The sequence below is a fragment of the Ercella succinigenes genome (genome assembly GCF_900002895.1).
Genome location: NZ_CDHP01000024.1, coordinates 1 through 23,754, shown reverse-complemented (window position 1 = coordinate 23,754; position 23,754 = coordinate 1). Strand labels below are relative to the sequence as shown.

The following is a 23,754-nucleotide window of genomic DNA, read 5'->3' as shown; positions in this document are numbered from 1 at the left end:
GCACCTCCACTCATGCTACATCTACCTTGAGCTGCTTAGCGCTTGCTCTTCTCGCCCTTACGAAATCTATACTTACCGCAAACAGAATTATCAAACCTATCATGATCTTCTGCCAGAATGTTGGTATTCTAAGGAGTATCATGCCGTTTTCGAGCAAACCCATCAGCGCAACACCAAATAAGGTTCCCATGACGCTACCATAGCCACCACTGACACTAGCACCACCAACAACTACTGCACCTATGACTTTCAATTCGAAACCAGTAAAAGTCTTTGGGTCAACCTGACCAAAAATTGATGTTCTGACTACGGCAGCAATGCCACTAGCAAAACCACTAAAGGCGTATAACAAAAACTGGATTCTCTGAACGTTATAACCGATTCTTTCGGCCGAAACGGCATTACCACCAATGGCAAAAACACCTCGACCGATAAATGTATATTTGAGGATCCACCAGGTAAGAACAGCCATTGCTACCAGAAAAAAGGTCTGTACTGGAATTATTCCAAACAAGTACCCCTTGCCGAACTCCACAAAATTGGTAGGTATATTACTAATCCAGTTGCCGTTAGTGATATAGGACATCATACCTTGATAGACACTCATAGTACCCAATGTTGCAACAATCGGTGGCATTTTTAGTTTAGAAACGAAGAATCCGTTTACTGAACCAAGAACAATACCGGAAACGGCACCGGCTAAGAAAGCAAGAGGTATGTTATCAGTGACATTAATCATAAACTGAGCAGAGATAACCGAAGCGCAGCCCATCAAAGCACCAACCGAAACATCTATGCCGCCAGTCAGCAATATAGGCAGCATACCCATTGCAGCGATTGCCAGAACCAGGTTTGACTTAATTATGTCGAAAATATTTTCAGTAGTTAGAAAAGCTTTCGGGTTACCTATACTGACTACCGCTATAACAGTCAGTACGATGACAAGCACCATAAATTCTTTGGTTTTTATCCAGTGTTTCATTTTTTTGATATCCTCCCCGATCAGCCTACTTTATTATCAGCCAGGAATGCCTTGTTCATTACACTTTCAGAATCAGCCGTCGCACCTTCAAATTCCCCGTTAATTCTTCCACGCCTCATAACAAGAATACGATCACTTAACGCCAACACTTCTGGAAGTTCCGATGAAATCATAATGATACCCATCCCCTGGTCAGCCAGACTTCTCAAAAGTCTATGTATTTCAGACTTTGCTCCTACATCTATACCATTTGTCGGTTCATCGATAATAAGAAGCTTAGGATTAGTTGCCAGCCACTTACCAATAACTATCCTCTGCTGGTTACCACCCGAAAACTGACCTGCCAGCATATCTGGAACAGCCGGAACAACATTGATTTCTTTTATCCATTTGTCTGCTTCATTGCCAAGCAAATCATGGTCAATCAGACCAACCCGATTAGTAAGTGTATCCAGAATAGGCAATACGATATTATCACGCATATTCTGGCGCATAACCAAACCCTCAGTCTGTCTACTCTCTGGCACAAAAGCCAATCCAAGCTTCACGGCCTCCTCCGGACTATTGATGTTGACCTTTTCACCGTTAAGGGTAATCTCACCAGAGTCGGGCTTATTTAATCCAAATAACGCCTGAACAACCTCCGTCCGGCCTGCACCAACCAACCCTGTAATGCCTAGGATCTCACCCTTATGCAGTTGGAAAGAAATATTTTTAAAGTTGCCTGCTTTTGTCAGTTTATGAACATCTAAAATCAGCTCGCCGATATTCTTGCCACTAAGTCTTTCAAACTCAATTTTTCTACCAACCATGAGAGAAATCAGCTTCGAATTATCCATATCAATCGCAGGATATGTACCTATATATTTACCATCTCGTAAGACAGTAAAAGTCTCGCATACCTCAAAAAGTTCTTCCAGCTTATGACTAACAAACACAACAGCAATACCATCGGCTTGCAGACCGCGAATTATTTTAAACAATAGTTCAACTTCGCCTTTTGATAATGCTGAAGTAGGCTCATCCATAATAATAAGTTTCGCCTGACTGGCAAGAGATCTGGCAATTGCAACCAACTGCTGTTTAGCAATAGAAAGAGTTCCAAGTCTCACATCAACGGAAATGTCTACACCAAGTTTACCCACAGCAGCCTTGGCAACATCACGCATTTTGTTCCACTTTACAACTGCACTGCCACTCTCAAGAGCACCACCCAGAGCAATATTTTCCGCGACAGTTAGATTAGGAAATAACGAAAAATCCTGAAATATAATTGAGATACCATTTCTAACTGAAGTTATTGGATTCAATTTTTCGATTTTTTTGCCTTCAATTTCAATTTCAGCACCAAGATCAGGTTCATAAACACCAGCAAGAATTTTTATCAAGGTAGATTTGCCTGCGCCATTCTCTCCAATTAAGGCATGAACTTCACCAGCCTTGACCGCAAACTCTACATCATCCAAAGCCTTGACACTTGGGAAGGTTTTACTAATGCGCCTGACATTTAAGAAATTGTTCTTATCCATGGGCTACCTCTCATAAATTTCTATAGACCTATATAGTATTGCAAAATTTATTTTACTAAATAACGCTTTGCTTTTACTAAAATACAACTAAACCCGCAGCTTGTCAATACACATTACACAAATGCATACAACAAAATACTTGTTTTATGCACATATAAACACATTTCATTTTCGGCCTGCTTTTATTTTGTTAACAAAATCGTCTATTTTAGTAAAATAACACTATTCTCAAAATTGATAAATAATGCTATTATTCTTAATACCTAACCTCAATGAAAGCTCGGTGACTCTATGAATCTTAAAGAAATAGCAAAAGCCGCAAATGTATCACCATCTACTGTTTCAATGGTGATACACGATCGCCCTGGCGTCGGCATTAAGACCAGGGAACGCATACTTAAGCTGTTAAAAGAAAACGGCTGTTCTATAAATGTCACCAAGTCAAACTCAGTCATAGCAAAACAGAAACCAGCTGTAAAATCAGAAAAAAATAAAAATATTTACTTTTTAAAATTTATCAAGCACGGCAATCTAGTAAACGGCAATGCCGGTTTTGTTTCATCGATCATTGATTCCGTCGAAAAAGAATCAAGGCGCCATGGCTTTAACCTTGTTATGATAGGAGTCAATCCCCTTAATATAGAGGATGTAATAGCCAATATAAAACCTCAAAACCCTGAGGGAATCTTGTTTCTAGCAACAGAATTTAGTCCAGAACTTCTCAGCTATCTTAATCAGTTGCCTCAACCAATCGTAGTAATCGATAATTATATGCCAAACTTCAGCATTAACTCAGTAAATATGAATAATTCCGAAGCAATTTACATATCTGTAGAACATTTAGTAAAACAAGGTCATAAGAAAATCGGTTATCTCTATAACAATATGCCAAGCTCTAATTGCAAGGCAAGGCTAAAGGCCTACATAGAAGCGTTAGAGTATTTCGAATTGCCATTCGATCATCGAATGGTTTTTAGAGTCCCTTCAGATCTAACTACCGCAAGTGATTATATTTCATCATTATTAGACAAAGGACAAATTTTCCCGCCAGCCTTGATGGCTACTAATGATACGATAGCAATAGGAGCAATGAAAGCTTTTAAAAAGCACCAAATTCGCATCCCTGACGATATTTCTTTGATCGGATTTGACGATATCGTTTATGCTGCAGTTGCCGATCCGCCTCTTACAACAATAAATATCTCTACAAAAGAAATGGGTATATGGGCGGTCAGACTGCTCCACAGCCACATGAACTCACACGGCGCCCCAACTATCAAACTTCAAGTCAGTGGCACACTAATAAAACGCAAAAGTACCTGCCCAGTTAAATTAAATGTTAAGCAACAAAATATAGTTGCCACAGATGATAGATAAACCACCAACAGGCTGCAAAGGTATTATTTTGTATAAAGAATATGGCACTGCACAATGATAATGCAAAAGAAGACATTTCCCTATTAAAAAGCTCAATTGCTGTAGTTTTATAAAATCCTGCGGCAACTATATTTTGTTGCTTAACATCTTACACTCTCCTCCAAAAAGAAGGTGCCTCATCGCAACGCAGACGCAATTGTCTATGTTTTTGACGAGGCACCTATTCTTCAATCATCTATCGGAAGGCATTTAGTACCAAAAATACTTGTTCTGATAATTTATCAGGGCAAAACAATTCATCAATTAGTCTGGCGGTTCTTTTTACCATAGATATTCTTAGCAAAATGTTGCATTGCGCAAATATTCTCTTCCGAAATATCTATACATTTGCTCCCCATCGCTCTGACCATTTGATAAATCTGAGCAGTAACTTCAAGCACGGTGCACACTTTGAAGGCAAAATCAATATCCTCACCTAAGCACACCGCACCATGTGACTGCAGCAAACATGTATTTGCCTTTTCACCCAGCGCCTGAATGCAATTGTCTGCAAGTTCTTTTGATCCGGGCAATGCATATGAAGCAGTTCTACAGCAATCACCCATTATCTGAGCTGCTTCATCAATAATTAGTGGAATTGTTTCTCCACAAGTCGAAAAAACGGTTGAGTATATTGGATGAGTGTGTACAACTGCATTCACTTCGGGACGCTTATTATAAATTGCTACATGAAGCGCTGTCTCTATAGTAGGAGCGCGATGTCCTTCAACTATGTTTGAATGTTTATCAACAACAACAACGTCATCCTCATTTATCGTTTTGTAATCCATACCACTCGGTGTAACGTATATTAAGTTTGTCTTCGGATCTCTGAGACTAATATTGCCCCATGTTGCGATTGTCAGTCCACTTTCATACATACGTAAACCAGATTTAACAAGTATTTTCTTGTAATTCATTTTTTCCTCTTTCCTATTAAATTTATATTTGGATCTATTTAGCTCTCACTCAAACTGCTTAAGATATTCAATATGCTCATTGACATTGTCAGAGGTGATCAATTTAGCACCAGTATTAATATATTGCTCAATAGTCTGACCATTGAGGTAGTTAACAGCATTTTGGACACCTAATTTACCCATCTCCCCAGGATACTGTGCAACAGAACCATAAAGACCACCCTCTGTTATTAGGCTCATTGCCTCAGAAATTCCATCAAATCCAATAACACTAATCTGATCTTGGAGTCCGGCTTCTTGAACAGCACGGAGTGCGCCAATTGCCATACCATCATTACCACAATAAATTAGTTGCAGATCATCATTACCAGTAATTATATTTTGTGTAACAGAGTAGCCCTGATCAACTTCCCAGTTAGCAGACTGCTCAGCTACAACTTCAATGCGGTCAGCAGCACCTTCAACAAAGCCATTTCTACGATCTGCAGCATTTTGCTGGCCTTCGATCCCGGTCAAAATTGCAGTCTTTATGGTGCCTTCAAACTGCTCTCTAATGTATTGCCCGGCATCAACAGCACCTGCATAATTATCTGTACCATAAAACGGCACTTCTAAACCGGCTTCGTCGATGATTGACTGTTCGAGTTTTGTATCAATATTCAGAACCGGAATGCCCGCTTCTTTACACGCTCTCAAAGCCGCAAGCAGACCTTCTGATGAACTTGGGACAATGCAAATTGCATCCACGCCTGAAGTAATCATGTTTTCAACAATCGAAAGTTGTTCTGCTGCACTTGCATGCTGGTCACCCGCCTGGACAACAAGTTCAACGCCCAACTCTTCTGCCATTACCTCTGCTCCGCTAATCATAGTGATAAAATACTCATTGTTAAGAGTCATGGGAATAAAGCCGATCGTATAATCTTGATCTCTGGACTCATTCGCGGGCTGCTCATCTTGGCCTTCTGCTGTCGTTGTTCCAGCAGTAGTTGACTGCACAGTGGTACCTTCTTCACTAGGCGAGTCACCACAAGCAACCGCAGTCATAATTAAGGACAGAGCCACTAATATTACTAGTACTTTCTTCATAACATTCTCCTTTTTTTGTTTTGTTTGCTTTCCCTCGTAACAAGTAATTATTCTGCCTTCCTTTCTTTAGATTTATCAAGAAACACTGCCATAATGATGACAACGCCTATAATGATTGTCTGGTAATATACAGGAACATTAAGAATCTGAAGTCCACTCTTAAGAGTCCCGAGAATGAGCGATCCAACCAGAGTATTACCTATTTTCCCTTTCCCACCTGATAGTGCTATACCTCCAATAACTACGGCTGCTATAGCATCCATTTCATAGCCCGCACCTGCATTGGGATCAGCATAAGATAAACGTGACAAGAGAAGAATACCACCAATAGTTGAAAAAACTCCTGCAATCATATATGTAAATGTTTCGACTAAATTCACTTTCACACCTGACAATTTAGCAGCTTTAGAATTACCACCAATCGCATAAACTCGTCTGCCAAATTTTGTTTTCTTTAGGATATAAATGATTAAAGCGTAAAGAACAAATACATAGTAGACCATAATTGGCAGTCCCAATATTCTTGTTTCCGTAAGAGCTGAAAGTTCCGTTGGCAATCCTGCTACTGGCTTACCTGCAGTGATAACTTTAGTCACCCCACGAACTATCTGCATCGTTCCTAATGTAACTATAAATGCCGGCACTTTACCATAACTTACTAGCAATCCAGTGATGAATCCAATCACTGCACCGACCACAATGCAAACAAGAATTGAAATCAATAACGGCACTCCACTTTTTATTAAAGTACCTCCAAAAATTCCAGTAAAGCCAACAATTGAACCAATTGATAAATCTATACCACCTGTTAGTATTACAAATGAAGCGCCAATAGCAATAATAGAGATAACAGCTGACTGAGTAATAATGTTCGAAATGTTATTTGCTGTTAAGAAATCTTTATCATTAATCTTGGTTAGAACCGTAAAGACAATAAAAATAATTGCAGCGCCCAAATAAAGGGTAACGGACGCAATATCGAGCTTCTTTGGCTTAAGTACTTTTTCCATCAGTTTACTCCTCCAGCTAATGCGTGTATCATAATTTTGTCTTGAGTTAGGGTTGCCTCGTTAATTAGTTCTGCAGCAACCACACCTTCTCGAATCACAAGTATGCGGTTACACATTTTTTGAATCTCAACCAAATCAGACGATATCATGAGAATCGAAGCTCCATTTTTTACAAGTTCAAGCATAATCTCATAGATTTCTTCTCTTGCACCTACATCAATTCCTCGTGTCGGCTCATCGAAAATATAAACCTTCGCATCAGAAAGGAGCCATTTTGCTATAACCACTTTTTGCTGATTGCCACCGGACAAAGATTGCGCGGGCACGTTTTCTGACGGAGTTTTTATATGTAGTTTTTTAATGTATGTAACTGCTTTGTCGCGAATTTTTTTATCGTTCAACTGAATTTTCCCAAATAAGCCGAGATTTGGTAGGCTGATATTCGCTTTAAGGCTGTGAATTTGAATTAACCCCTCGTCCTTACGGTCTTCACTCAAATAGACGATTCCTTTGTTTATAGTTTGATCAACTGTATCTTCGCTAATATCTTTATTTTGATATGCAACTGAACCACCATTTTTTTTATATGCTCCTATGATACACTTGGCAATTTCAGTACGACCAGCTCCGACTAGACCGGCCAATCCCAAAATCTCACCCTTTTTTAGTGAAAAAGAAGCATCTTTCACACGATCCTTGTATTTTAAATTTTGAATACTAAGGACTTCATCTTGCTCATTAACATACGGATTAACCATTCTATCAAGAGAAACACTACGACCAACCATTAGTTTGGTAAGTTCATCTACACTGGTTTCTGACATCTTTACAGTTTTTATATACTCACCATCACGCATAACTGTACATCGGTCACCAATTTCAAACAGTTCACTCATTCTGTGAGAAATATAGATTATGCCGACTCCTTGTGCTTTCACATCTTCTATGATTTTAAACAGTTTCGCGGTTTCCTTATCTGTTAACGTTGCAGTAGGTTCATCCAGCACAAGCAATTTAACATTGCAACTAATGGCCTTTGCGATTTCAACCATTTGCTTTTGTGCCACACTTAAATCTCCTACCAAGGTTTCAGGATCCATATCTAGGCCTATCATCTTTATGTAATCACTTGCAGAACAGATACATTTTTTTCTTTTTATAACTCCACAAAAGCACTCCTCTTTGCCAAGCATTATATTTTCATAAATTGATGTATATGGATTTAGATTGAATTCTTGATAGATAACACTGATACCAGCATCAATCGCCTCTTTTGGTGTCTTACATTGAATTTCCTCACCATTAAGAAAAATAGATCCGCTATCTTTTCGATATGCACTGGCTAGTATTTTGATCAATGTTGATTTACCGGCGCCATTCTCACCCAATAAAACATGAACTTCTCCAGCCTCCAAGCTTAACTGTGCATTCTTTAGCACCTGTACACCGTAAAAGCTTTTATTAATACCTTTCATTTTCAGCAAACATTCACCCAAGTGCAACTCACCCCTTTCCTTTGTTAACGTTTCTTATAGCTCTGTATTTATCCAGAGGATTCATATCAACCGCTTCACTCAAGTACGCTTTTGTTTGAGTAGAAGAGTTGATTATTTCTCGAATCTCATTCAATCGAATTGATTCGTCAAAATATGCCAATTGTGTGGCGATGTTGCCAAGGGCAGTACTCTCTTTATCACAGGCGATAACACTTTTACCAGAATAATTTGCAGTTAGCTGATTTACTTTGATGTTTTTGGAACCACCGCCAACAATAAATATTTTGTCGTATTTTTTCCCTGTTATTTCTTCAATGTTTTTAATAGTTTCTGTGTAACAGCAGGCCATTGAGTGATAACAAACCTTTATAATTGCATTCCAATCTTTCTTGCCGGAGCCCTGTTCGGTTTCAAGAAGATAAGACCAGATTTCTTCACTCATATTGCTTGGATGAAAGAACCTGTCGTCATTTATATCGATGATTGGTGCAGGCAGTTCGTATGATTCCTCAAGAAAATCAAGATCATCCCAACCCCATTTTCTGCCAGACTCAATCTCATATTCACGTTTCAATTTCTGGATAATAAACATGCCGGCACTATTCTTAAGCAATGTTATTTTGTTGAATGAACCAAGTTCATTCGTTAAGCCATACTCGAAGACTTTTGTATTGATTATCGGCTCTTCGATCTCAGTACCAATCAATGACCAAGTGCCGGAACTTATAAATACAAAATCATCTTCTTTACTAGGAATTGCAGCAACAGCAGAAGCTGTATCATGCGAAGGAACGCATACAACAGGAATGTCATAGGCAGCCCCTATCTGTTCAAGTACGGTTGAACGAACATTTCCTATTTTTGTTCCATGCTTACCAGTTGGACAAAACAAACCCGAAGGTATATTGAAAAATTCGCAAGCAGATTTTTCAATTTCTCTGCTTCTAATATTCATGAGTTGCGTTGTACTTAATTCACTTGGCTCGTTGATTTTTTCACCAGTAAGAAAATAATTGATAATATCCGGAACCATTAGCAGCTTATCTGCAATAGAGAATATATCTGAAAATTCATCACGAATTACCTGCATTAGATATACCGAATTAATCCGATCACACGCAATACCAACTCTTTCAAATAATTTATAGCGATCATTATCATTTAGCTTACTGAGGTATTTGATTCCCTGCTCATTTCTGTATGAAAGCGGATTAGAAATCATATTTCCTTTTTTATCTAATAATGCAAAATCGACACCCCAAGTACATACACCAATTGAATCGATGTGAATCCCTGATATAATCATTTCTTGTAGTATTGTCAGAAATCCATTGTAAATGTTAAGAATGTCCCAATAGTAATATTCTCCAACTCTAACCATATTATTAGGTATCTGCTTAATAATCTTCGTTGTTAGCTTTTGGCCGTCATACGTACCTAGCACAACGCGAAAAGATGAATTACCACAATCGAGTCCTATGATGTTTTTTGTCTGCACAATTCTACTCCTATCCAATTTTTATCGTATACTTTGATAAATCCTGATACTTATGAAGGAAGTTTAGATCTGTCAGTTTCAATGATGCAAGATTTCCCATATCATAAGTTCGGCCAAGACCTTCATACTTCGGCAGCCCTAACCTATGATATGGCAAAAACCAAATTGCTTTTAACTTTTGCATGCCATTAGCACAATAAATAAACTCCTCAATTTCTTTAGGATCATCATTATATCCAGGGATGTAGGGATACCTTAAACTTATGTCCCCGGCAAAATGCTGATCGAGCCATTTTAAATTCTCAAGAATCAAACCATTATCGTACCCGGTGTAGATTTTATGTTTATCTGGGCAAAGCAATTTAATATCGAAATATATCTCATCTATAATCGGTGCAATTTGCTTGATTTTTTCAAGGTTAACATGGCCACATGTTTCAATCAGAATATGTATTTTATGCTCCTTCAGTTTTTTGATTAAACATTCTAGAAATCGATCTTGCAACAATGGCTCGCCTCCCGAGAAGGTTACACCGCCAGATGATTCTTGATAGTAATTCACATCCTTTATGATTTCGTCAAACACATCATCAACTGTGTAAATTTCACCTGCTATTGATCTTGCATCATAGAAACACTGATCAACACACACCTCACAATCGCCACAAACTTCGTCAAGTGAAATATACCCATATTTTCCCAAATACTTAATATTATTTTGCGGACATATTTCACTGCATTTCCCGCAACGTCTACAAAGATTATTATTTACCAAAATCTGTTTCTCGAACGATTGTGACTCAGGGTTGGCACACCATATACAACGCAACAGGCAACCTTTCATAAATACAACTGTCCTGATACCGGGGCCATCCTCAGTAGCAAATTTTTCGATATTAAAAATCACACCACTAACATTGGATCCCTTTTTGCATTCACTCTTACTCATTTTCACACTTCAAGTTCTGCACGATTGATAACATCTAGTTGGCAATCAGGTGCCAATGACGTAAATAGTGCACTATAACCTGATACTCTAACCATTAAGTCGTTATATTTCTCGGGATTTTTCATAGCTTTCTCATAGGTTTCAGTATCCACTACATTAAACTGTATATGCTGCGTATAATTTTTAAACAACACTTTGATCATTGAGGCAACACGTTTTCTGTGTTCCAAATCAGCTAAAGACCGCTTTACTAGACGCATGTTGAAAATGGCACCTTTCTGGAACCAGATACTTGGTAATTTTATAATAGAGTTACAAGCACAAGTTGCTCCTTTTTTTTCTGAACCGTTGGCGGGTGAAATACCATTATTAACAGGGTCACCATTTCTCCTTCCATCTGGTGTTGCCATAACGCTCCGGCCGAAAGCAATATTCCCAGAGACAGGTGTTTGACTGTAAGAGTAGCTACACGGAACAGGTCCTTTCCCGTACTTAGAGCTGCGATACTCGTTTCGATAACGGCTACCTATAAATTCTTCAAGACGAATAACCCATGTATCTGCACGGTCATCATCATTTCCAAATTTTGGTGCTTTATTAAGTAGAATTTCTCTAATTTCCGGACCAGTCGGATAAGTACTTATATCTTCATAATTTGTTCTGCAAGCATGTAGTACTTCTTGCAGTGAAAGAATATTCTCTTTAAATACCACATGATCAAGTGCGGCCAAAGCATCTCCAGAGCTTATAGTACCAGCTGTCGGGCCGCCATCTGCGGAATAGATTGCCCCCCCCTCAACTAAATCAAGGCATCTTCCGATACAATCGTCAACCAGAGCTGCACGGAATGGGTTAATATCCATCAACACATGAAAGTAGTCGTTTATATGTTCAGTTACTACCTGCATGTCCATAAAGTACTTGAGCATACTCTGGTATTCAGCATATATTTCTTCTATCGTAGTGCAATCATCAATTTTTTTATTTGTCTTCTTAAACTGGGTTTGTGTATTAATGTCATACCCATTATTTAAGGTTATTTCGAGAACTTTTTCGACACTTAACCATGGTCCTTTTGCAGCAAAATCCCATTTCCCTGGTATTGAAGCTTCAATACAGCCATCAGGAGCCCATTCACATAGATCTTCTTCAGCTACACCCATCTCTTGCAATGTCCTCATAAATGCCAGATCATTGTAAAACGCTGGCATTCCTCCCTGATGTTTAGAAGTGGCTTCTAAAGCACGCAGCAAAAAATCGTCAGGAGTCTTCTCAAACCATTTTACAGAAACCGAAGGTGTCACTAGTTGCAAATGCTCACAAGCAGCTACGCAAAGGTAAGATACATCATTCGTTACATCTTCACCCTGTTGATTCTGTCCGCCGACAGCTAGATTGATAAACATCTGATACCCTAAGAAAAATTCTGAATCTGGCCAGGAACGAAGCTTATTCAGTTCGTTGCACTTAATATAGAAGCATTCTATTAGTTCAAGAGCTTCGTCTTTTGTGATAATATTATTCTCAATATCTTTTTTGTAGAATGGGTACAAATACTGGTCAAATCTACCTAGAGAAATAGCGTGCCCATTCGTTTCAAGATGAAGTGAAAGCAATATCATGTATACTGATTGTAGCGCTTCATAAAATGATCTTGCAGGATTAAGAGGAACATTACGACAAATCTCAGCGATTTTTTTCAATTCTTTTTTGCGTTTAGAATCATTGGTGTTCTCCATTTCTTCCAAAGCTTTGTCTGCAAAACGATTAGAAAAATTCACTACCGCTTCTGTACTTTTTAGAGCTCCTTGCAAGAAAAACAATTTCTTAACACCATCAGGCTCTTTAGGGTCAATCTCAGACGTTCTTTTCTTGATTCGATCAATAACATCTACAAGCCCTTTATTAACGACAAGCCTATAGTCAACAATTGTATTGCCAAGTCCGGCTCCACTCACCCAAGTATCATCAATCACACCAGCATCCCATGCATGATTGATCTCATTAGGCAAAGTCTTACGCAAAGCAGTGTAAATATCTTTATCATTCCAGTACTCGACACAACCTAGAATATCCTGCTTAACATCTTCATCAGCATAAAATTTATCACCTGGGCGATTCTCCCAGTAATATGGCTTCCCGTTAATTTCCTCAACAATCCATTTATTAGAATACTCTGGATAAATTGGAGATGCCTTCGGCCACTTTGCTTGATTTCCCACAATCAACTCATCAGCATTGATAAATACTGTCATCCGATCAAGAACATTGAAAAAAGCATTTGAACGTTTGACTGATATCGGTAAACCCTCATCATTTTTCATTGACTCAGTAAATATTTTGCAACGTTCTGAACAAATTTTAGGTTCCTGTTCAAATAATCTATCCCTAAGGCGATCTGTTCTATCCGACATATTTTTCGTCCTCCTAATGTAACTAGTTACTTTTGCCAAAGTGTATCATTAACCTAAAATATAGTCAATAATATTATGCAGATATTTGCACATAATCTATTATGCATGTATATATTTGTGCAAATTGACACTTCGATAAGTTTGTTTTAGAAAAGAAACTTATTTTTATGCAACTGTTACATTTTGTTTGTAACAGTGAGCCTACTCTGTCATTACAACTGTCTTTTTTTGACATTTCACTTTCGCTAAACAATATGAAATACAGTTATTATGTGTTTTTTATTAACTTTTTGTGCAAACACAGCCGTTTTTTAGGTTTATCATCATCAGGTATTGCAATTGTTTTTATCTGACGTATAATTAACATGTTACATATCATTAAAATACATTGTTACAACAGATCACTGGTTTTTTATAAATAACTTCTTACACTTACTAGGAAGAAGAAAATGTAATAACCAAATTACTTATAGGTTTTGAGGTGTTAGAAATTAAAAAGAAATATTTAAGCATGCGCGATATTGCAAAAATGGCGAAGGTTTCTGTTGCGACTGTTTCGAGGGTCATCAACTCCCCGGAGAAGGTTTCTCCGGATACAGTCGCAAATGTTAACAGTATTATTCAAAAATATGGCTACGTCCCCAATATCGTGGCACGCGACATGTTTAATGGTCTTGGTTATAAGTCCATTGCTATTTTTGTGCTTGATCTGGATTGCGCATATTTTGTCGAGTTGATTCGTCATTTGAATCGTATTGCGTTTGAAAACAAACACGCTTTACTTGTTTGTAACACAGAGAATAGTCTTGAAAGAGAAAAGGAGTATCTTAAGTACTGCCAAAGTATTCGAACACAAGGGATTATTTTTACTGAAGGATATCATAGCAACCTTCTTCTTGATGATATGCCCAGACAACGCATGGTTTTCAACGACCGCTACACCGATGATAATCACTATTCAGTGATTTCTGACAATCATAAAGGGATCCGAATGCTGGTGGAATATCTATATAATCTTAACCATCGGAATTTTGCCTTCATTGGAGATAATCCATACGCCAAATCTGTCGAAGCAAGAAAAAGCGCATTTATCGAAACACTTGAAAGCAAAGGAATTTCTGTACCAGAAGAAAATTTTATTCCTGGAAGCTGGACAACTAATTGTGGCGTTGATGCCTTTGACTTCATATGCACGCTATCAAATAAACCAACCGCAATTGTTTGTGCCAATGACGCTATAGCTCGAGGCTTTATTAGTCGCGCAAAAAAAACTGGCTTATCTGTTCCTGAAGACTTCTCTGTGGTTGGATTTGATGGGTATTCACCTGAATATTTCTATCCTAAACTTACTACGGTCAAGCAGAACGTCGAATTGATTGCTCGCCATCTTTTTGACTGTGTTGTGAATCCCAGCGAAACACCAAATCACATTGTTGTCGATGTTCAGATGCTTATTGGGGACTCTTGCAGAAAAATTACATAAAATTCGTGAAAACAGGATGCGAACATAATCTTGAACTTAATTTGATATCAGGAGACTGTGTATGTATGCGAAGCAAGATTCATATGGTGATTCCTGTAAAGGTTGATTTTCATATTGATTTAGGCTCCCTAAAAGCACGACATCACCCGCATAGGTGTCCATAATATAGTCGTACTCTTTTTCTCCTTAACCTTAATTTTTCTTAAAATAAAACATTTGGAACTGGTTTGCTGCTTTTGTCAGAGTCAGGCAGATATCTTTTTTCAACACTTACTCTATATCTAACCCTGTAAAGACATTATAGGAGAAAAGACCTAGTCATGAATCATCAATACAAAAGATATATGATACCAATTCAATCATTAGTGTGCTTTTTAGATTTAGAAAAAAACAACAAATAAATTTGGTTAATATAATTTTTCTAGTATTCATTACGTACGCGTTCGACATAATACGCATTGACAGATAATTTACAAATCCAGGCAGGAATAAATCAAGCTTATTTGTGATGAATACTTCAGCTGATGTAAAAATAATCGCATCAGGACAACAAGAACTACTGCCTAAAAACACAGAGAAAACTGCTACAACAATTTGATAAACTCTTTTGCTAATTCTTCTACTGTGAAATCTGCCGACTTTAAAGCTAACATATCAGCAAGCATTGGACTATTTTTCTTTACAACATCTTTTGAAATATTATGCCACAATGGCAGGATAACTTTTCCCCCATCGTCTTGTTTGGCAAATAATCCATTTAATTCTTCTCCAGTCCAAAACTTTTTGAAATATGCTTCTGATAAAATTACAATTCCGTATCTAGAAGTTACAAGTCCATCGTCAATTGACTTTCTAAGACTATCACCTACTTTTAGAGTAAATTTGTCATACCATACTTTTGCCCCTTTCTCAATAAGCGAGCTAGCTAACGGTTCTGCAATTGCTTCCTTATCTTCCGACGCATGCGATATAAAGAAATCATAATCTTTTTTCTCTGTACTATTATCTTTTGTTATTGCAGATGGCGAAACTTTTATCTCATTGATCAACTGCAGTTGTTCTTCCATAATATCATTTTGTTTTTTTAATGAAACATTATACTGTTTAGTCTGTTCTTTCTGCAATTCGCTTTGCAATTTAGATATTTCCATTCTCTTTTTATTGATTTTTACATTAATTGTTGTTTGCTTCTCTTTACTTTTAAGAATTTTTTCATTATCAGAGTCTATCGAACGCTGCTTTGATTTCATTTGGGCTATAGTAGTATTTTTATTTACAGACTTCTGGTTTCTTTGAATATTCTTGTGGTATCCTACTTCTTTATTAACTTCTCGTTCCAATTCTCTTGATAATTGTTCAACATTTGATTGAAGTGAGCGAATTTTACTTTCTATCGAGCTTATTGACATAGTAATTCGTTCCTTTCTTTTCGCATTTTTTACTAAAAAAGACAGCAATAACTTATATAATGTTGATTAATACATGAACCCTTTTCAGTATAATGGTTTTTGTCAGAGTAAGACAGATTTTTTATTATTTGTCGCTTATATTTATATTATTTATGTGACTTGCGTCTATGGTTCCAATCTAATCATATTTCTTCATCCATTAGTGGATACTCCTTGGCGATTCATAGTTGCTCCATGTTCTTTGCACATAGAATTATCGACGAACTCGCTATAAGATCTTCAAAATAATTCAATTCATTAATTGCCTCCAATAGATATTCGTCTTTAAAATATTCGTCAGAGTAATAGTTTATAAATCTAATTAACTTTACAATTCCTAAAAAAGTGATCCCAACAAAAATTATGATTACAATTGTTATTGGAACAGCGTCACGATCCACATAAATAATACTGGCAATTAAGGCCCCCAATGGAACACCTATAAGCATATCAACTATTTTGCTGTTTATTTTAGCGAATTTATCTTCACGCATTTTTAAGATCGTTTCACATTCGTCTTTTAGTTTTATCACTTTTTCAGGTGTATCAATACCATTATTTCGTAATGTCTTCCAGATATTAGAGACATATTGCTTATAATCCTGCATGATTTCTGTCAATTCGTTCATGCGTGCCAAATTGTTATAAAAATATTTTTCTCTCGGAATTGGGCTTACCATTAATACCAAAAATATAATAACTGGAATCCAAATTAAAAAGCTTTTAGGATTCAATATTGTAATTATTAAGAAAAAGATAAGAGCAATTAGCAAAACGCCTGACATAATCCAAAACGGAAGTTTAAACAGCCGTGCCATATCAGATAAACTCCTATACGATTTAAGCTTATTTGCGGGATTCTCTTCGTATATTGCTCGTCGAACATACAGATATTTATAAGTCATAGTTGCACCTCCAAAGTTTCAGATTTGCTCTTTATTATGTTGGATTGTTTTGCTATTATTCACATTCTTAATTGATCCTTTTTACACTTTTATGACTGGTTCATCTATTTACTTTTTCCCTTTTAGCTTTTTATCTACTGCTAAAAACAACTGTTTTTCACTTAGGAAATAATCAATGCCGGAAACTTTTCTCCATGTTTCTTTATTTGCTTTTTTTCAAATGCAAACCCTTTATAAGATTTTCTAACTCTGTACTCTACGCCTTTGAAGCTGCATATAAAATTTTCACTATCAATTTCTCTCCATTCAGGAATTGTACCTAACTCATGCAAATCCAATAAAAAATCTGAAGTATCAGAATACCTTTTATCTTGACAAGGACTCGTAGCTTTTCTAATTATTTTTTTAATACGATGGTCTACAAAATATGGCAATGTTGCTAAGTCAATTAATTTTCCATTACATATCTTTTCCTCTAATATAGAATCAATAAATTTGGATTTATCAAAACTAGAACCCAATTTATTGTATTTTAAAATATTTTTTTTATTCAAATAATTTAAATAGTCATATGGGAGACTGCCTCCAAAAACCTGGAACATAACTATGCCAACTTGATAAATATCTGATTGCACCGTGTATTTATTATCTATTATTGACTCGGGAGGTTTGTACAAAAAAGAATTTTTCGAAGGATTTACAAAGTTTAAGCCTTCCTCAATTCTTTTGATTGAACCAAAATCAGCAATAACAGGAGTAAAGCTCCTTTCTAACAAAATATTTGCGGGTTTAATATCGCGGTGCAATAGTTTGTTTTCAGGTCTATGTAATTCTGATAATCCTATAAGAATATCCTTTGTAATTTTCAATGATTCCACTAATGATAAGTTATTGTGTTTCAGATAATCATCTATCGTACCTTGACAAATTTCATCCGTTATAAAACAAGCCCATCCTTCATTAACAGTAGATGCATCCCAAATATTAAGAATATTTTTATGCTTAATGTTTTTTAGCAACCTTACTTCTTCATGAGAATTTTCCCCAAAGTAGTAATATTTAACTGCTACACGCTTCCTAAAAATTTTGTGTTCTCCGAAAAAGACGTATCCATTACATCCCTGATCATTGTAGCTGTCAAAATCTATATCTTTAGAATTCAGAACACTACTCTTAACGACATCTTCAACTTTATAATTTAGATACTCACTAAATGAACTATTCAAACATGACATAACTGTTCCTTAAGTCCATAAAAAGCTAATTTGAGAGCATCTTTTTGATATTCTAGTATTTGAGATTCCATTTCAACAGAAATTGGGGTTTTTTTCAAAAAAGCCGCTACTGTTTGAAAAGCAATAAGATGCACTTTTGTAGGAACAAATTGTATTAGTGCTTCAATTTTAAAAGACTTTGAACCAGCCGAATATTTTCCGCTTGTATTACCTTTTTTTACAAAAACAGTATCTATTTCATTCTGTTTAAAGAAATCCTCTACCGCAGTATAAAATGACTGGATTTGATTTTGACTAGTATCATCTTCTAAATTGATTTTTTTGAATTTAGTGTCTACTATTTTATTTCCTTCTAAAACTACAAAAATAGCTTTCCCACTAGAAATTGATACCCCGCATATTCTTGGCACAATTTACCCCCTTCGTAACACAGATAAATGGATTGTTACAACTCGCTTCTTTTCATCACAGCATTATAATCACATAACTACAATAAATTATTTATATCACATTTCATTTCACATTATAATAATCTTTATACCAATCTACAAATTTTTTCAAACCATCTTCAATTATGGTAGTTGGTCTGAAGTTGATATCTTTTTCTAGGTCAGACACATCGGCAAAAGTTTTCAGAACATCACCAGCCTGCATATCCATATATATTTTTTCAGCTTTTTTGCCAAGAGCAGATTCCAAGGCATTGATAAATCTCATGAGTTGTACAGGTTTGTTATTCCCTATATTGTAGATTTTATAAGGTGCAAAACTTGTGCTCAAGTCATCCTTTTGCTCGCTCCACTCTTTATTTGCAGCAGGAATTTTATCAACCAGCTTGACTATGCCTTCTACAACATCATCAATATAGGTAAAATCACGTTCCATTTTCCCATGGTTAAAGACTTTAATAGGGGTTCCAGATAAAATGTCTTTTGTAAAAGAAAAATATGCCATATCCGGTCTTCCATAAGGTCCGTACACTGTAAAAAATCTCAATCCTGTTGTAGGTATTTTATAAAGATAACTATATGAATGAGCCATCAATTCATTCGCTTTTTTTGTAGCAGCATAAATCGATACAGGATGATCGACATTATGGTTTGTTGAAAACGGCACTACAGTATTACCGCCATAGACAGAACTAGAAGATGCATAAAGCAAATGTTCGACTGTATAGTTTCTGCAGGACTCCAATATATTCATAAAGCCAGTTAAGTTAGAATCCACATAATCATGAGGGTTATTAATTGAATGTCTAACTCCTGCTTGAGCCGCTAAATTTATGACATGAGTAGGCTGGTAGGTTTCGAAGATGTTGTCTACTGCAGATTTGTCTTTTATGTCAACTTTATGAAAGCTAAAGTTGTTGTACTTGCCTAGGATTTCAAGCCTGGACTGTTTCAGCCTTGTATCATAGTAGTTGTTTAAGTTATCAATTCCTACTATTTGATAGGAATTATCAAGTAATTTCTTGGAAAGGTGAAAGCCTATGAAGCCGGCTGCACCTGTTATTAGTATTTTCATCCTAAGCCACTCCTAATCTTGACATAAAATATCTGCTATTCTTTTACTTGCAAAACCATCTCCATACGGATTACTTGATTTACTCATCTTTTCATACTCATTTCTATTATCTAAAAGCAACTTAAATGTTTTATAAATATTCTCTTCATCAGTACCTACTAGTTTAAGCGTTCCTGCAGCAATTCCTTCCGGTCTTTCAGTCGTATCACGCATAACTAGAACCGGTTTTCCTAAACTTGGTGCTTCCTCTTGAATACCACCACTATCTGTTAAAATCAAATAAGCTCTTGCAAGAAAATTATGAAAATCAATCACTTCTAAGGGCTCGATTATTTTAATCCTATCTACCCCTCCTAATATCTCTTTGGCCGCAATTCTTACTGCCGGATTCATATGTATGGGATAAATAGCCTTTATATCAGAATGTTCATTAATTATCCGTTTAATTGCGCAAAACATGTTTTTCATCGGAGCACCTAGATTCTCTCTACGATGTGCTGTGATCATTATAAGACGACTATCGGATACCCAATCTAAAAGTTCATGAGAATATTTATCACATACAGTAATTTTTAAAGCATCTATTGCAGTATTTCCTGTTACATAAATGGTTTCAGATTTTTTGCCTTCCTTTAGTAAATTTTTTTTTGATATCTCAGTGGGAGCAAAATTATATTGTGAGATTATTCCTACAGCTTGCCTATTAAACTCTTCGGGATAAGGTGAATAAATATTGTAAGTTCGTAATCCTGCTTCAACGTGTCCTATAGGTATCTGTAAATAAAAACATGCTAAAGCAGTCACAAAAGTAGTAGACGTATCTCCATGGACTAAAACAACATCCGGCTTGACTTTGTTCAGAACCGTCTTCATTTTTTCTAAAATATTGATTGTTACATCAAATAAGGTTTGTCTTTCTTTCATTATAGAAAGATCATAGTCTGGGACAATATCAAAGGCCTTTAATACCTGGTCAAGCATCTCCCTATGTTGGCCTGTTACGCAAACAAAAGTATCAACAAATTTTCTTGTTTTCAACTCCCTAACTAACGGACACATTTTTATTGCTTCAGGTCTAGTACCAAAGACAACCATTATTTTTTTCATTGTCATCACCTTTACTCATAAAATATTTTCTTGAGCTTATATTCTACCTTTTTCTATAATTAAGTAACAACTTCAACTTTTGGTGAACAAACATAATATCTTGTTTTTTGAAAAACAAGTAAACTATATATATAAACAGGTAAATAACAATTCCAATATGCTTTTCTAATAATTGCGTACTTATAACAAAAACTATAGTTAAGATTGCTTCAAATATTAATGACTTTTTAAAACTTAACGTTAAAAGTTTACTTAAAATAATTTCTGACATAACATATCTAAATGACAACAATATTAGTATTGATAAAACCGCTAAATCTAAATTAGATGCAGCAAAAACAGTTACAGAAGTCATGCACAGGCTTAAGATTAGTGTCAGAAGATTTATTTTTAATAGTGTTTTTTCCTGTCTTAACGTTTTAAGGTAAGTATTTATTAATAGCGACATTTTGCTCTCATAGAGAGCAATTGGGAAAAGAATTCCCATGTATTTCAAGCTCTCTGCATACTGGGGCAGCCAATTTGATAATATAAAATTCATAGGATAGTATATCAGCACAATCCCTAAAAAAGGAACTGTTATCAAATCTCTCATTACTTTATATATTTCTGGCAATTTATCTACATTTGTTCGCCTTAGTGTTGGAAAAAGAATTACGCCAACAGCATTGACAAATATCATTAATAAATTAGTCATACTAATAGTCAGAGATACTTTGCCAAAAGTTGAAACATCCCAATGATTTTCAATCCCAAATCTAACTAATCCAACTATCAAACTACTAGTTATATAGGCAATAGATACCTTTATTCCCACACTTATGTTTTGAATTGCTTCCTTAAAGGAAAAATAAAATTTGTTTATTTGAATAATAACAATATCTTTACATGCAAAAATCGCATACAACAATGAAATGAATTTGCCTATCAAGTCAATCATGATAATTATTTTATAGGAAGAAAATTTTATTAATGAAATTGTCAAAAATAAAATCACATAGGTAATTTTCCCTATCATTGTTATTGTTGCATACTCTTTTATTTTATTTGTTCCTTGCAAAACAAATAAAAGAAATCCTCGCGGGATAACAATTAAAGAGCAGATTAACGTCATTCTTAAAACATATAATTTGTCAATATCTGAAACAAAAAAACGTGCTAATGTTGATAAAATTAAAAAAAGTATAATTTCAAATATAACTAACATCCAAAACTGGGAATTAAACAATCGTTTGTTTAGATTTTTATATTTGGCTCCCCCATATCTTAAATAAACACCATCATTCCAGCCAAAATGCAACAAAGCAACATACGATGTATAGAATACATATAATTGCATATACCCATACTGTTCTACATCTAATATTTTAGGAGCAATTAATACCACTATAATAGACGAGAACAATGCAACCAAATTTGACACAAAACTATATGAAAAGTTTTTAAAAAGTTCTATGACTTTTTTGTTGATCATTATTTTACTCTTCTTTCTTGTTGAAAATCTCTTATTTTATTTTGAACAATTTTGTAACTATTTTCTACCTTTAGCAAGTCATAAACTTCTTTATTAACCAACATTTTTTCTTTTTCTACGCTATTATAAACAATGCTGTCTAAGACTTTTTTAATTTTATCAAAATCATTCTCACAAATAACTGCTGCATTATATCGTTTCAAAATATCTTCTATTTCCTCATTAAATGCAGACTTCACATATAATATTGTTGATTTCACACCTATATAATCAAATACTTTTCCTGGTATTTGTGTTTTTGACTTGTTTCCAAAAACCACATTAATACCATTCTGAGATGAAATTTTTAGCATCTCTTCATAAGAAACAGAAGGGAAAAATTTAATTATTTCATTTAAGTTTTTTGAAGAATTAACTCTATCCAAAATTTGTTTGTGCGAGGAGTGAGGTAGAAGAAATAAATCAAATTCTATTTTACCTACATACTCTTCCGAATCCAATACGTCAAAAAATATAAATGGATCCCTGTGAACACTCTGTATAGAACCAAAATATCGCATTCTAAAAATTGCTGATTTATTTTTGACATTATTTATTATGTTTTCATCAACATCATGTCCAAGGTAGTAATAATCAGATTTTTCTTTTATGCACGGATATCTCTGAACATAATCTTTTAAGGCATTTTGGGTTACCATAAAAACCCAGTCAGCTTTTTCTAATAATTTTTGTTCTATTTTAAATTCAAATATTTTCCTTAGCTTACTTTTTTTTACAGACTCTTCACCCTGCCAAGGATCAGCATAAATTAGTATGTGCCTAAGATTTTGACCTTTTTTTTCGCAGCTTTTAATAAAGCTGTTTCCTATAAAAAAATCTGTATATGGGGTTGCAACAGAAATTATGACATCGAACATATCTTCCTTTGTTTTCAACCATTTATAAGCAATTGGATACCAGTCTATTACAGAATCAGGCCAAAGGATTTTTTTTAATCTGGACACGATTTTATTTTTTTGAATTCGCTTTTTTTTATCAAATTTTGTTTTAGAATTTAAGGAATTTTTACTTTTATTTCTATGAAGCAAGCCTAAATTTGTTCTGTAAATTGTTACATTCGTAGAAAAAACAGATTCTAAGAATGATTCGTTTTGTTGAGCAGTTAAAACTTCTACAGTATTATTAATACCCAAAATATTAGATAAATTATAAACATGTTGTGCTTGAGAATTTTTCCCAGGCGGATAATGATATGAAATTATAAGTATTCTCATC

At 35.4% G+C, this 23,754-nt stretch carries 19 protein-coding genes; 2 read left to right on the top strand and 17 right to left on the bottom strand.

Annotated features, from left to right (window positions below; all coding sequences use genetic code 11):
* Nucleotides 1–10 precede the first annotated feature (10 nt).
* Both AC0KSB_RS06840 and AC0KSB_RS06835 read right to left on the bottom strand, forming a co-directional pair.
* Complete coding sequence (locus AC0KSB_RS06840) at nt 11–982, bottom strand: ABC transporter permease (RefSeq protein WP_472307638.1); 972 nt, start codon at nt 980–982, stop codon at nt 11–13.
* Nucleotides 983–1,002: 20 nt separating this feature from the next.
* Nucleotides 1,003–2,511, bottom strand: coding sequence for a sugar ABC transporter ATP-binding protein (locus AC0KSB_RS06835; protein ID WP_472307636.1), 1,509 nt, complete (start codon nt 2,509–2,511; stop codon nt 1,003–1,005).
* Between the two features lie 291 nt (nt 2,512–2,802).
* On the opposite strand from AC0KSB_RS06835, the gene AC0KSB_RS06830 reads away from it, so the two are divergent.
* Nucleotides 2,803–3,888, top strand: a complete 1,086-nt coding sequence (locus AC0KSB_RS06830) for a LacI family DNA-binding transcriptional regulator (RefSeq protein ID WP_472307634.1) — start codon at nt 2,803–2,805, stop codon at nt 3,886–3,888.
* A 299-nt stretch (nt 3,889–4,187) separates the two neighbouring features.
* Here AC0KSB_RS06830 and AC0KSB_RS06825 read toward each other — a convergent pair whose 3' ends face one another.
* From AC0KSB_RS06825 to AC0KSB_RS06795, 7 genes are read right to left on the bottom strand one after another with little or no spacing between them, the layout of a single operon-like run.
* Nucleotides 4,188–4,847, bottom strand: a complete 660-nt coding sequence (locus tag AC0KSB_RS06825) for a class II aldolase/adducin family protein (protein ID WP_472307632.1) — start codon at nt 4,845–4,847, stop codon at nt 4,188–4,190.
* A 45-nt stretch (nt 4,848–4,892) separates the two neighbouring features.
* Nucleotides 4,893–5,936, bottom strand: coding sequence for a sugar ABC transporter substrate-binding protein (locus AC0KSB_RS06820; protein ID WP_472307630.1), 1,044 nt, complete (start codon nt 5,934–5,936; stop codon nt 4,893–4,895).
* 47 nt (nt 5,937–5,983) lie between these two features.
* Nucleotides 5,984–6,946: an ABC transporter permease gene (locus AC0KSB_RS06815; RefSeq protein WP_472307628.1), complete on the bottom strand. Its 963-nt coding sequence runs from the start codon at nt 6,944–6,946 to the stop codon at nt 5,984–5,986.
* Nucleotides 6,946–8,421 carry a sugar ABC transporter ATP-binding protein gene (locus tag AC0KSB_RS06810; protein ID WP_472307626.1) on the bottom strand — a complete coding sequence of 492 codons (1,476 nt, stop codon included), beginning with the start codon at nt 8,419–8,421 and terminating at the stop codon, nt 6,946–6,948. Before AC0KSB_RS06810 ends, AC0KSB_RS06815 begins: the two co-directional genes overlap by 1 nt.
* 28 nt (nt 8,422–8,449) lie before the next feature.
* A complete protein-coding gene (locus AC0KSB_RS06805) occupies nt 8,450–9,940 on the bottom strand; it encodes a rhamnulokinase (protein WP_472307624.1) in 1,491 nt (496 codons plus the stop codon).
* Between the two features lie 10 nt (nt 9,941–9,950).
* Nucleotides 9,951–10,889, bottom strand: a complete 939-nt coding sequence (locus AC0KSB_RS06800; protein ID WP_472307622.1) for a glycyl-radical enzyme activating protein — start codon at nt 10,887–10,889, stop codon at nt 9,951–9,953.
* 2 nt (nt 10,890–10,891) lie between these two features.
* On the bottom strand, nt 10,892–13,303 hold the full coding sequence (locus AC0KSB_RS06795) for a glycyl radical protein (RefSeq protein WP_472307620.1): 2,412 nt from the start codon (nt 13,301–13,303) through the stop codon (nt 10,892–10,894).
* 481 nt (nt 13,304–13,784) lie between these two features.
* Here AC0KSB_RS06795 and AC0KSB_RS06790 point away from each other — a divergent pair, with 481 nt between their 5' ends.
* Nucleotides 13,785–14,786, top strand: coding sequence for a LacI family DNA-binding transcriptional regulator (locus tag AC0KSB_RS06790; protein WP_472307618.1), 1,002 nt, complete (start codon nt 13,785–13,787; stop codon nt 14,784–14,786).
* A 584-nt stretch (nt 14,787–15,370) separates the two neighbouring features.
* Here the strand turns inward: AC0KSB_RS06790 and AC0KSB_RS06785 are convergent.
* From AC0KSB_RS06785 to AC0KSB_RS06750, 8 genes are all read right to left on the bottom strand, one after another.
* Nucleotides 15,371–16,195 carry a toll/interleukin-1 receptor domain-containing protein gene (locus AC0KSB_RS06785; RefSeq protein WP_472307616.1) on the bottom strand — a complete coding sequence of 275 codons (825 nt, stop codon included), beginning with the start codon at nt 16,193–16,195 and terminating at the stop codon, nt 15,371–15,373.
* Nucleotides 16,196–16,416: 221 nt separating this feature from the next.
* Nucleotides 16,417–17,139, bottom strand: a complete 723-nt coding sequence (locus AC0KSB_RS06780) for a hypothetical protein (RefSeq protein WP_472307614.1) — start codon at nt 17,137–17,139, stop codon at nt 16,417–16,419.
* A gap of 161 nt (nt 17,140–17,300) precedes the next feature.
* Nucleotides 17,301–18,374, bottom strand: coding sequence for a protein kinase domain-containing protein (locus AC0KSB_RS06775; protein WP_472307612.1), 1,074 nt, complete (start codon nt 18,372–18,374; stop codon nt 17,301–17,303).
* A complete protein-coding gene (locus tag AC0KSB_RS06770) occupies nt 18,362–18,784 on the bottom strand; it encodes a DUF3010 family protein (protein ID WP_472307610.1) in 423 nt (140 codons plus the stop codon). The genes AC0KSB_RS06775 and AC0KSB_RS06770 overlap by 13 nt, the downstream gene beginning before the upstream one ends.
* A gap of 103 nt (nt 18,785–18,887) precedes the next feature.
* Nucleotides 18,888–19,898, bottom strand: coding sequence for an NAD-dependent epimerase (locus AC0KSB_RS06765; RefSeq protein WP_472307608.1), 1,011 nt, complete (start codon nt 19,896–19,898; stop codon nt 18,888–18,890).
* 12 nt (nt 19,899–19,910) lie between these two features.
* Nucleotides 19,911–21,005, bottom strand: coding sequence for a non-hydrolyzing UDP-N-acetylglucosamine 2-epimerase (wecB, locus tag AC0KSB_RS06760; protein ID WP_472307606.1), 1,095 nt, complete (start codon nt 21,003–21,005; stop codon nt 19,911–19,913).
* Between the two features lie 43 nt (nt 21,006–21,048).
* The gene (locus AC0KSB_RS06755; protein WP_472307604.1) at nt 21,049–22,479 is read right to left on the bottom strand and encodes an MATE family efflux transporter; all 1,431 of its coding nucleotides are present in this window, start codon (nt 22,477–22,479) and stop codon (nt 21,049–21,051) included.
* Nucleotides 22,479–23,754, bottom strand: a 1,276-nt coding sequence (locus AC0KSB_RS06750; RefSeq protein ID WP_472307602.1) for a glycosyltransferase family protein, incomplete at its 5' end; no start/stop codon positions are given. The genes AC0KSB_RS06755 and AC0KSB_RS06750, both read right to left, overlap by 1 nt.